We start from the raw sequence: 11,074 nt of genomic DNA on the forward strand, positions 1-11,074 counted from the left end.
GGCGCGCGGCGTAGCCTGCCCGGCATGATGGTGTCCATGAGTGCGCGTGACGAACTGCGGGAGGTGAGAAAAGAAGGGCTGCTCGGCGACCTGCTCGACCCACTGACGTGGCGCACGGCGCTGTACGTGCTGCTGGCGTTTCCGCTGGGGGCGCTCGCGGCGACGCTGCTCACCAGCGGCGTCGTGCTGGGCGTGCTGACCTTGCCAGTGCTGCTCGGCGCGGCGCTGCTGCTCGGCGCACTGTGGCTGGTGGGCGGGCTGGCCGACGTGCAGCGTGGGCTGGCGCGGCTGCTGGGTGTGACCTTTGCGCCTCCGGCGCTGCCACCGAGCTACACCGGCTTGCTGCCCTGGCTGCGTGGGGTGCTGAGTGAAGGCAGCACCTACCGCGCCCTGCTGTTTCACGTGGTGCAGTTTCCGCTCGCCGCGCTGAGCTGGGCGGTGCTTGGCACGCTGCTCGCGCTGAGCGCCGCGGGCCTGAGCGCGCCGCTGTGGCTGGGGCAGCCCGGCACCGCGCTCACCTGGAAGGCCGCCACCGTGCAGGCGGGCACCCTGGCGCAGGTGGGCGGCGTGCTGCTGGGCCTGGGGAGCCTGCTCCTCAGCGGCGGCGTGCTGAACCTGATGGGCCGGGTCTGGTCGCGGCTGGCGCGGGCGCTGCTCGCTCCCGACGAGGGCGCAGCGGCGCGGCGCGAGGTGCTGGCGCTGCGGCGGGCGGCGGGCCGGGTGGCGCTGGGCGACGACCTCGACGCGACCATGCACGACCTCACCCGGCAGGCATGCGCGGCGAGCACGGCGCGGACGGTCACGCTGCTCACGCCGGGGGGCGCGGTGCGGGAGAGCAACGGGACAGCCCTGGACGATGTGGCCTCTCCCCCACCATTGCCCGGTGAGCTGCGCGTGTGGGTGGACGGCGGGCGCACCCTGGCCGACCTGCCGGTGACGCTGCCGGCGGGGGTGAGCGGCGGCACGCTGCGGGCCGTTTACCCACCGGGGCGGCGTCCGGGGGCCGACGAGCTGGCGTTTCTGGTCTCCATGGCCGACCACGCCGGGACCGCGCTGCACGCCGCCGAACTCATCGAGCGGGCGTCGGTGCGGGCGGGTGAGGAGGAACGCGCCCGGCTCGCCCGCGAACTGCACGACAGCGTGGCGCAGGCGCTCTACGGCATCACCCTGGGGGCCAAGACCGCCCGCGCCACCCTGGACCGCGACCCCAGCGAGGCGGGCCGCAACCGGACGCAGGCGAGCCTGGACTACACCATCCGGCTCGCCGAGGGCGGGGTGAGTGAGATGAAGGCGCTGCTCTTTTCGCTGCGCCCCGATGCGCTGGAAGAAGGCGGACTGGTGGCGGCGCTCACGCAACACGCACACGCCCTGGAAGCGCGGCACGGGCTGACGGTTCATGCTGACCTCGGCCACGAGCCGCGCCTGACGCCCGACGCCCAGGCCGCCGCCTACCGCGTCGCGCAGGAAGCGCTGCACAACGTGGTCAAGCACGCCCGCGCCGCTCAGGTGTGGCTCTCGCTGCACGAGGCGAGCGGCACGGTTACCCTGACCGTGCGCGACGACGGACGCGGCTTCGACCCGCAGGCGCAGGGGCGCGGCACCCTCGGCCAGCGCTCCATGCGCGAGCGGGCGGCGGGGGCAGGCGGGACGCTGACGGTGGACAGCGAACTAGGAGCGGGAACAACGGTGACCCTCACCCTGCCGGCGGCACTCACTGAAGCGGAGGCCGAATGACCGCGCCGCCTCCCCTTGCCGGGCGACCCCTGCTGCCCGTGCTGGCGCGGATGGCGCTGGGGCTGGGGCTGGTGGTTCTGGGCGGCGCACTCCTCTGGCAGGGCGTGACCCTCAAGCCCACGCCGGGCCTCGCCGCGACGAGCACGCCGTTCAGCGTCCCTCTGGACGGCACCTTGCCGCTCGACCTCGCCGAATCGGCCAGCCTGCGCTTCGGGAGTGACCGGGCGAATCTGGTGCTGGGGCCGCTGCCGGGGGGCAGTCCCGACCTGCTGCGCGGCGAGGCCCGGCACCGCGCCCAGAACCCGCTGAGCGTGGACACCCGTCGCCTGGGCCACGACGTGCAGTTTCGCGCCTGGCTCGGCGTGCCGGCGCTGAGCAACGAGGGCGGCGTGGTCGTCACCAGTCCGCCCCCGCTGCAACACGAGGTCCGGGCGGCGCTGACCCCCAGTATTCCCCTCAGCCTGAACACCGAGACGGTGGGCGGCGACCAGACCATCGACCTGCGGACCCTGCGTCTGCGGGCGGTCACGGCGCGCAGTGAGGGCGGCACCCTCGACCTGACCCTGCCCGCGCGGCCCGGCGGCCCTTACGCGGCGGTCACGCGCTCGGGTGACGTGCGGCTGCGGGCGGCCCCCGGCGCGAGCCCCGAGGCAGTGCGGGTCAACTCACGGAGCGGCAACCTGACGCTCAACCTCGCCGGCGCACGGCTCGACGCGCTGGGGGTGGGCAACCTGTCGGGCAACGTTTACCTGACCCTGCCCCAAATCGTCAACCGCGCCACCGTGACCACCATCGGCGGCGACGTGGCCGTGACGGCGCCCCCCAGCAGCCGGGGGAACCTGGACATCCGCACCCAGAGCGGCACCGTGACCCTGCACGTGCCCGCTGGCCTGCGCGTTCGGGTGCGCTTCACCGACCGCGACACCCTGCTGCTGCCCGCCGGCACCCCGCCCGGCACTGCTCCCGCGCTCGACCTTTTCGTGGACGCCCCGGCGAACCGCTTTGTACTGAAAGAAGACGGGCAGTGACTCTGCCTCAAGGAGAATCTATGACCACCCCCACTGTCCGTGTGCTGCTCGTTGACGACCACGCCGTCGTGCGCCAGGGTCTGCGCCTCTTTCTGGGGCTGGACGAAGGCATCGAAGTGGTGGGCGAGGCCGCCAACGGCGAAGAAGCCCTGCAAGAGGCCGAGCGCCTGCGCCCCGAAGTCGTCGTGATGGACCTGATGATGCCGGTGATGGATGGCATTACCGCCACCCGTGAGCTGCGCCGCCGCCTGCCCGACACCGAAGTCATCGCGCTGACCTCCACCCTGGAAGAAAACAAGGTGAACGGCGCGATTGAGGCCGGGGCCATCTCGTACATGCTCAAGGACGCCTCCAGCGACACCCTGGCCGACGCCATCCACGCGGCGGCGCGCGGCGAAGTGCGGCTGCATCCCGAAGCGGCGCGGCGGCTGGTGCGCGATTTCCGGTCGCCGGAGATGCGCGAGAGCCTGACCCCCAAGGAAACCGCCGTGCTGCAACTGCTGGCGCGCGGGCAGAGCAACAAGGACATCGCCGCCGAACAGGGCGTGAGCGAGGCGACGGTCAAGACCCACGTGTCGCGGCTGCTGAGCAAGCTGGGGCTGGACAGCCGGACGCAGGCGGCGCTCTACGCCCTCAAATACGGGATTGCCAGTCTGGAGGGCGTGGAGTTGTGAAGAGCGCAGGCAGCGACCGGCCCCGGCTGGTGCTGGCGATGCTCGCCGTGACCTGCGCGGGCCACCTGCTGCGCTGGGCCGTCTCGCCGGAGTCTGCGGGACTGGCGCTGGGCCCAGGCGCTTTTTTGCTGCTGCCGGTCCTTGCCGTCGCCGCGCTGTGCGTGGGCCGTCCGCATCCCGGCGTGCGCTGGGGCGCGGGCCTGGCGCCGCCCTGGCCGCCGCGTGGTGCGACTTCGTGCTGCTCGACCCGCAGTACAACCAGGACGCGAACATTAGCCTGGGACTGTACCTGCTCGGCGGCTTCGTGCTGGTGCTGGGACCGGCGGCGCTGCTCGGGGGTCTGCTGGGTCGGGTGCTTCTACCCAACGCCGTACGGGAGAAACCGCTGCCCCCACTGTCCTGGCGCGGCTGGGGCTGGCCGCTGGTGCTGCCGCTGCTCGGCGCCGCGCTCGGCGGGTGGGCTGAGTGGCAGCTGCTGAGCCGGGCGCGGGAGGACTACGCCAAATACCATCTGCCGGCGCCTGATCTGAGCCTGGTCTTGCTCGGTGAACTGCCGACGCTGCTGCTCCTGTTGGCCGTTCTCGCACTCCCGCTGGTTTTGCTGCGGCAACAGGCGCAAAGGCAGGGGCAAGTCCACCCCTGGCTCGGCGTCTGGTGGGCCACCGCCGCGCTGCTCACCCTGGCGCAGTTCTGGTGGGCGACGTGGCCCCGGTTGGGGGGGTGAGGCGCCCTTCCAAGCGCCCAGTCATCACCCCCACTAGCCATTGAGCAGCGTCACCGCCCCCGGCAGCACCCGCGCCCGCACCTGCTCGGCCTGACCGTAGAGGTCGCCGTCGAGGTGCAGGAACATCGGCTGCGACCAGTGCAGCTCCATGACCCGCCCGGTGCCGTGATGGACGCGCGGGTGCCCGAGGTGACGCCCCGGCAGCACCCGTGCCATCAGTTCGATGAGTTGCAGGCGGCTGAGCGGCCCGCTGCACACCGCGTTGAGTAAGCCGTCGCGCGCCGCCGACGCCGGGCTGATGCGAAAGCCGCCGCCGTAGCGCGTACCGTTCATGACGGCGGCGAGCGCACTCTGGCCCTGGTAGAGCGTCTCGCCGTCTACCCGCAGCGTCAGCTCGGCGAGCGGCAGGCGGCCCAGCGACGCGGCGGCGCCCCAGGCGTAGCGCCAGAAACCGGGGAGCTGCCGGGGGGCGCGTAGGTAGGCGTGCGTCACCTGCGCGTCGAAGCCGGTGCCGAGGCCGTTGAGCAGGGGCTTTTTCAGCCCGGCGTGGTCGCCGCGCACCACCTCGGCCTCCAGCGCGTCTACCTGCCGGGGCGGCTCACTCAGGCGGCCGAGCGCCCCGGCGAACTGCCCCGGCTTCAGGCCCAGCATCCCGGCGAAGTCGTTGCCGCTCCCCAGCGGCACGAGGGCCAGAGGGCGCCCGGTGCCGACGAGCGCGGGGAGCAGCGCCCCCACCGTGCCGTCGCCCCCCGCCGCCAGCACCGGCTGACCGGGCGGCAGCGCCTGCACCTCGGCCAGTGCCCCGGCCCCGCTCTGCGCGGCGACCAACTGGTACGCGATGCCCCGCGCTTCCAACTCGCCGCGCAGCCGGGGCCACTCGCGCCCGGCCAACCCGCGCCCGGCCTGGGCATTGAGAACGACGGCAAAGGGCAGCGCGGACGAAGCGGTTGTCACAGTCCAGCCAGCATAGAGCAGCGCGGAAAAAGGCACCCCTTACGGACTGCGCTCCATTCCAGCACAGGCGGAAAAGCACCGCCTGCGCTTCCATACCGCGAAACCCGTATTTTTCCTCCTCGCATCCGCTTGGATTGAATCCAAAACAACTGGATTCAATCGGAATCTGTATCAGGTGCCCCGGAGTGCCCTCTGCCGCTCTTGCGCTTCAGCCTTCCCAGTCCGCCGGACGCTCAGTCAACCCAAAGTGCCAGGCGATGGCCGCCGCAATTCGCCCCGCCGCCTGCCCGTCGCCGTAGGGGTTGCGGGCCGCGCGCATGCGGGCGAGTTCGGCCTCGTTGCCGAGCAGGCCGGTCAGCACCTCCTCCAACTGCGCGGGGTCGTTGCCGGCCAGCTTCAGCACGCCCGCTTCCACGCCCTCGGGCCGCTCGGTCACGTTGCGCAGTACCGCGACGGGCACGCCGAGCGCTGCGCCTTCTTCCTGCAACCCGCCCGAATCGGTGGCGAGCAGCACCGACGCGGCCATCAGCGGGGCCATGTCGGAGTAATCCAGCGGGTCCACCAGCTCGAAGTTCGGCACGCTGCCCAGTACCGGGCGCACCGCCTCCTGCACGGCGGGCGAGAGATGCACCGGGTAGATGAAGTGATGATTGGGGAACGCGGCGGCCACCCGCCCGAGCGCCTGCGCCATCTCGCGCATGGTCGGCTGGTTTTCGCGGCGGTGCATGGTGACGGTGACGAGCGGCTGCCCAGCGTCGCGGCGCGCCTGCCACTCGGGACGCAGCGGCACCCGCCCGGCGACCTCGCGCACGGCGTCCACGGCGGTCTGTCCGGTCACGAAGATCCCCGTGTCCGGCTTGCCCTCGCGCCGCAGGTTCTCGCGGCTCGCGGCGGTGGGCGCAAAGTCGAGCGTGGACAGCACGCCGGTCAGTCGGCGGTTGGCCTCCTCGGGAAACGGCTCGCGCAGATTGCCTGAGCGCAGGCCAGCTTCCACGTGGCCCACCGGAATCCCCTCGTAAAAGGCCGAAAGCGCCACGCAGAACGAGGTGGACGTGTCGCCGTGGACGAGCACCATGTCGGCCCCCATCTCGCGCAGCACCTTGCCCGCTTGAGGCACGATGCGGGCGGTCAGGTCGGCGAGCGTCTGGCGGTCGGTCATCACGTTCAAGTCGCGGTCGGGTGTCAGGTCAAAAACATTCAGCGCGGCGTCGAGCATCTGCCGCTGCTGCCCAGTAGACAGAATCAGCGGCGTCAGGCCGGGCGTGCGCTCCAGGGCGCGGTAGACAGGGGCCATCTTGGTGGCCTCGGGGCGGGTGCCGAAAGCGAGGACGATGCGGCGGTCAGGTTGGGACATAACAAACACTCCTAAACTCAGTTGAGGTGCGGGGCCCGCTCGCGTTCGTGGGCCCGCACCCGCAACCGCGCCACGGCACCGAGGCTCAGGGCAATCACCAGCGCCGCGACCGCCACCACCAGGGGCTTCACCCCTTGCAGCAGCATGCCCGCCACGCCGCACAGCAGCGCCACGCCCCACAGGATGACCGCCGTGCGCCGCGCCGAGGCGGTGCGGGCGAGCACCCGGTGGTGAATGTGGGTCTTGTCGGGGTGCCCCAGCGGGTTGCGAATCCCCCGGCGCAGCCGCCCGATGACCACCTGGGTGGTGTCCATGACCGGCAGCGCCAGCACGATCAGCGGCACGATCAGGCTGGCGCCCGCGCTGACTTTCAGCGTGCCGAGCAGACTCACGGCGGCCAGCGTAAAACCGATGAGGTACGAGCCCCCACCCAGGATGATGCGGCTGGGGCTGAAGTTGTAGCGCAGGTAGCCCAGGCAAGCGCCCGCGAGCCCGGCGAGGAGCACCACCGCCGCCGCGCGGTCGGAAAACTGCGCCGCCGTGATGAGCAGCACCATGCTCACGATAAAGCCCAGGCCGCCCACCACGCCGTCCACCCCGTCCATCAGGTTGACCGCGTTGGTCAGGCCCACGATCCACAGGATGGTCAGGACGGTGCTGAGGGGGTCGTTGACCACGTCAGGCAGGGTCGGCAGGAAAGGAATGGCGTTGAAATCCATCTTCAGCCCATTGACCATCAGGAGGACCGCCGCGAGCACCTGCACCACCAGCCGCAGCGCGGGCGAGAGGTCCGCCCGGTCGTCGATGAAACCCAGAAACATCATCAGGGTCGCGCCGAGCATGATGGCGAGCACCTGAATATTGACGAGTTCCACGGCGATAGGCCGAATCGCCCAGGCCACGATGATGCTCACGATAAAACCCGCAAAAATGCCCAGCCCGCCCGCGTTGGGCAGCGGTTCCTTGTTCAGTCGCCGGGCGTTGGGCATGTCGGCCCAGCCCGCCTGCACCGCAAATTCGCGCAGCCGGGGCATAAAAAACCAGGTAAAGAGCAGCGCCGTGACGAACGTCACCAGAACGCTCAGGAAACCGGCCCCGAAAGGGTCGGCGATGCCGAGTTGCGCCGCGAGCGCCCGCAAAGAGTCCATAACGTGACCGGATTCTAAAGGCTGGGGGCGGCGGGGGCATCAGACGAAAGGTGCAGTGGGCTTTTTCAGCGCTCGCCCCGCACCTCAAATTGAGGTCACTTCGTGCCGTAGATGCGGTCCCCGGCGTCCCCCAGCCCCGGCACGATGTAGCCGTGGTCGTTGAGGCGGCTGTCCACCGAGGCAGTCACGATGTCCACGTCGGGGTGCGCCTGTTGCACGGCGTGGATGCCCTCGGGCGCGGCGAGGATGGTCATCAGCTTGATGGACTGCGCGCCCGCGTCCTTGAGGTTCTGGATGGCGGCGTTGGCACTGCCGCCCGTCGCCAGCATGGGGTCGGTGAGAAACACGCGGCGCTCGGCGATGTCGGCGGGGAGCTTGGAGTAGTACGCCACCGGCGCGAGGCTCTGCGGGTCGCGGTACATGCCGATGTGCCCCACCTTGGCCGCCGGCACGAGCGTCACGATGGCGTCGGTCATGACCAGGCCCGCGCGCAAAATCGCCACCAGCGCCAGCTTCTTGCCGCTGAGCATGGGAAAGTCGCCTTCCTCGATGGGCGTCGCGAAGCGCACCGGCTCCACCTCGAGGTCGCGCATGGCTTCGTAGGCGAGCAGCAGACTGAGTTCGCCCGCGAGCTCGCGGAATTCCTTGACGCCGGTGCGCTCATCACGCATCAGCGAGAGCTTGTGCTGGACCAGGGGATGCTCGACGAGAGTGACCATGAGGCACACGATAGCGGGCCCGCGCCCGCCGCGCCGCGCCTTGCCCGACCCTCGGCTCTACTCTCCCGGCAGCCGCGCCAGCACGTGCCGCGCACGGGGAATCTTTTTTTCGCGCTGGCTGTCGAACTCGTAGGGCTCGTTCATCAGGAACCAGTACAGGTCGTGCAGGGTGGTCATGGCGACGTAGGCGCGGTAGCGGCGCAGGGTGGCCGGCTGCTGGTCGGGCAGGAAGGTCAGCGCGGCGCTCAGGCTCTCGTCGGCGGGCAGCAGGTCGAGGGTGCCGGTCTTGAGCAGGGCGAGGTCGCGCAGCGGGTCGTCGGGGGCCGCCTTCGTCCAGTCGATGATGAGGACTTCGCCGCTCTCGCGGTTCATCAGGATGTTGTCGTGCCACAAGTCGAGATGGCAAAAGGCGGCGGGCTGGTCGAAGAGCCCCTGGTCGAGCGGCACCTCCACCGCCTCGAAGAGGTCGCTCAGGCCATAGCCCGACAGCGACGAGCGAAAGCGCCGCAGCCGCTCCTGCACCCGCCGCAGGTCCACCCGGCCCTCACGGTGCTGGTGCAGCGCGGCGAGTTGCGTGCGCAGGGCCGGCAGCGCGCGGGTCACGTCCTCACGGGTCAGCGGGCGCCCGCTGAAACGGCGCAGCACGAGCGCCTCGATGCCGTCGGCCTCGGTGGCGTCGACGACCCACTCACCGAGCCCGGCGCGGCGCATGTTGGCGGCTTCGGTGCGGTGTTCGCCCTGGTGGTTGCGGTAGACCTTGACCACCGCCTCGCCGCCGGGCGTGGAGTAGACGCGGCTTTGCATCCCGCTGTCCATCGGCGTCAGGGGGCCGTAGCGGGCTTCCAGCACCGGAAAATGCGCCGGGGCCGCCGAGGAGAAGTTCGAGCCTCGCACGCCAGAGGTCAGGACGCGGCCTTCTCCAGCGCCTTATGCAGGGCGTTCACCACGCGGGGGTCGAGGCCCTTGCCCGCCTGCGCCTGCACCCGCTCGAGGTCGCCGGTGCGGACGTAAGCGTTGGCGACCGCCAGAATGCGCGCGTAGAGCGGAATGTCCTCGCCCGCGAGCTTGTCGGGCTCGCCCTGGCCGTCCCAGCGCTCGTGGTGGTGACGAATGGCCTTTTGCGCCTCGGCGAGATGCGGCACGTTTTGCAGGAAATTGGCCCCGACGAGGGCGTGCCCCTGCTCGCCGTGAATTTTGCCGAGGTCGTGCAGGGTGGCGGCGAACCACAATTCTTCGAGTTCACGGGAGGAAAGCCCCAACGACCGGCCAATCTTCATGCTGGCGTCGGCCACCGCTGCCGAGTGCCCCAAGCCGTCGAAATCCTGGCTCTCGATGGCCTCGACCACCGCACTCGACACCTGCCGGGCAGCCTGCTGCCAGTCGTCGCGGGCGTCGAGCATCCCCAGGATGGGCGCCACCGCCGTGGCCCAGCGCGCCACCGCTTCCTGCTGGGTGGGCGAAATGGGGTCGGCGTTCGTGCGGTCGAGCACCAGCGCCCCGAGCGTCCGCCCCCGGTCGCTCACCGGCACCACCAGCGAGAGCGGCACGTCGCGCATCCCCGCCGCGTCGAGCACCTTGTGCAGCTCGGGCGCGTTGGCCTCGTACAGTTCGCTGCTGCCATCCGACAGCACGCGGGGCCGCATCGCCGCCCAGGGGCCGCTGAGCGCGGTGCCGATCAGGCTGCGCGGGTAGCCGAACACTGCCGCCACCTTGTCCTGGCCCCGGCGCACCACCGCGTAGCCGTTGACGTTGCCGCCGAGCAGCGTGGCGGCGTAGGCCAGGGCGTTTTCCAGCACGCCCTCGGCGCTGGGGCGCGACAGCAACTCCGCGAGCACCCGCGTCGGGTCGAGCGGCTCATGGGCGGACACTCCCGTCACGCTGGTGCGGCGGGCGTCGGGCGTGGTGTTGGAGGTGGCTTTGCGTCGGAACACGGTAGACGCAGTATAGCCGCGTTACCCTGAATGCCACATGGCTCCTCTGACCCGCCGCGCTTCCCCCCCACCGAGTTCCCCCACCGCCGTCACCGCGCCGGTGCAGCAGGCCTACGCCCGTTATGGCCGCCAAGCCGGGCAATGGACCGCGCAGTACCTCGCCAAAGGCGGTGAGGTCTTTTGCGGCGCCGGCTGTTATTTCTGCTGCGACATGCCGATTCGTGTCTCGCTGGCCGAGGCGCTGATTACCGCGCAGGCCCTGACGCCCGAACAGGCCCGCGCCTTCGAAAAACATGCCCGCGCCGTGGGGCAAAATGCCCGCACCGCCCGCGACGAGGACGAGTTCGTGCAGCGCCACCGCATTGAAATCAGCTTTTGCCCGCTGCTCGACCGCGAAACCGGCGCCTGCTCGCAGTACGACGCCCGCCCCACCCGCTGCCGCGACACTTTCAGCGCCTTTCCCGCACACTTTTGCGCCTGCGGCACCTGGGAGAACATGACCCGCCGCGAGCAGGCCGAGTACCGCCGCGAGGTCGCCCGCACCCCCGGCACCGACGGCGAGGTGCATTTCATCGCCCCGCTTGAGCATCTCAGCGAGCCGGTATGGGCCGCCGCGAGCAAGGCGATGCGGAAGGCGTGGGGGCTGGAAGTCTGGGGCGATTTCTGGACGCTGACCACCCTGGCCCGCGACCCGCAGTTCATGGCGAAGGTGCAGGCCGGAGACGGGCGCGGCGCCTGGAGCCAGGCTAAGAGCCGGGGGCTGGCGCACGCCGTAACGTTGGAAATCGGCTGAATCTCCATACAAAAA

The 11,074-nt window shown here is 70.6% G+C and carries 11 protein-coding genes; 5 read left to right on the plus strand and 6 right to left on the minus strand.

Translation table 11 applies throughout. The features are described from left to right. The first annotated feature begins 24 nt into the window (after positions 1-24). The 4 genes from DR_RS07955 to DR_RS07970 all read left to right on the plus strand — a co-directional run bounded on the left by DR_RS07955 (position 25) and on the right by DR_RS07970 (position 4,160). Entirely contained in the window at positions 25-1,734 is a 1,710-nt protein-coding gene (locus DR_RS07955; protein ID WP_010888195.1) for a sensor histidine kinase, read from the plus strand. Beyond that, positions 1,731-2,762, plus strand: coding sequence for a DUF4097 family beta strand repeat-containing protein (locus DR_RS07960; protein ID WP_010888196.1), 1,032 nt, complete (start codon positions 1,731-1,733; stop codon positions 2,760-2,762). Before DR_RS07955 ends, DR_RS07960 begins: the two co-directional genes overlap by 4 nt. Before the next feature lie 20 nt (positions 2,763-2,782). Next, the gene (locus tag DR_RS07965) at positions 2,783-3,436 is read left to right on the plus strand and encodes a response regulator (protein WP_034350151.1); all 654 of its coding nucleotides are present in this window, start codon (positions 2,783-2,785) and stop codon (positions 3,434-3,436) included. A 157-nt stretch (positions 3,437-3,593) separates the two neighbouring features. After that, complete coding sequence (locus tag DR_RS07970) at positions 3,594-4,160, plus strand: hypothetical protein (protein ID WP_010888198.1); 567 nt, start codon at positions 3,594-3,596, stop codon at positions 4,158-4,160. Between the two features lie 33 nt (positions 4,161-4,193). Here the strand turns inward: DR_RS07970 and DR_RS07975 are convergent, their stop codons facing one another. The 6 genes from DR_RS07975 to DR_RS08000 all read right to left on the minus strand — a co-directional run bounded on the left by DR_RS07975 (position 4,194) and on the right by DR_RS08000 (position 10,266). Further along, positions 4,194-5,114 carry a diacylglycerol/lipid kinase family protein gene (locus DR_RS07975; protein WP_027479859.1) on the minus strand — a complete coding sequence of 307 codons (921 nt, stop codon included), beginning with the start codon at positions 5,112-5,114 and terminating at the stop codon, positions 4,194-4,196. A gap of 208 nt (positions 5,115-5,322) precedes the next feature. Continuing rightward, positions 5,323-6,468, minus strand: coding sequence for a non-hydrolyzing UDP-N-acetylglucosamine 2-epimerase (gene wecB, locus DR_RS07980; RefSeq protein WP_034350154.1), 1,146 nt, complete (start codon positions 6,466-6,468; stop codon positions 5,323-5,325). A gap of 17 nt (positions 6,469-6,485) precedes the next feature. Then, a complete protein-coding gene (locus tag DR_RS07985) occupies positions 6,486-7,616 on the minus strand; it encodes an MraY family glycosyltransferase (RefSeq protein WP_010888201.1) in 1,131 nt (376 codons plus the stop codon). Positions 7,617-7,711: 95 nt separating this feature from the next. Next, positions 7,712-8,335, minus strand: coding sequence for a uracil phosphoribosyltransferase (gene upp, locus DR_RS07990; RefSeq protein WP_027479860.1), 624 nt, complete (start codon positions 8,333-8,335; stop codon positions 7,712-7,714). Positions 8,336-8,392: 57 nt separating this feature from the next. After that, positions 8,393-9,229: an aminoglycoside phosphotransferase family protein gene (locus tag DR_RS07995; RefSeq protein WP_010888203.1), complete on the minus strand. Its 837-nt coding sequence runs from the start codon at positions 9,227-9,229 to the stop codon at positions 8,393-8,395. Between the two features lie 8 nt (positions 9,230-9,237). Further along, positions 9,238-10,266 (minus strand): HD-GYP domain-containing protein, encoded by a 1,029-nt coding sequence (locus tag DR_RS08000; RefSeq protein ID WP_027479861.1) that lies wholly within the window; start codon positions 10,264-10,266, stop codon positions 9,238-9,240. 37 nt (positions 10,267-10,303) lie between these two features. Here DR_RS08000 and DR_RS08005 point away from each other — a divergent pair, with 37 nt between their 5' ends. Beyond that, positions 10,304-11,059, plus strand: a complete 756-nt coding sequence (locus DR_RS08005; protein WP_051618803.1) for a YkgJ family cysteine cluster protein — start codon at positions 10,304-10,306, stop codon at positions 11,057-11,059. The last annotated feature ends 15 nt before the right edge of the window (positions 11,060-11,074 follow it).

It is taken from the genome of Deinococcus radiodurans R1 = ATCC 13939 = DSM 20539, from assembly GCF_000008565.1.
GTDB classification, from domain to species: Bacteria; Deinococcota; Deinococci; order Deinococcales; family Deinococcaceae; genus Deinococcus; species Deinococcus radiodurans.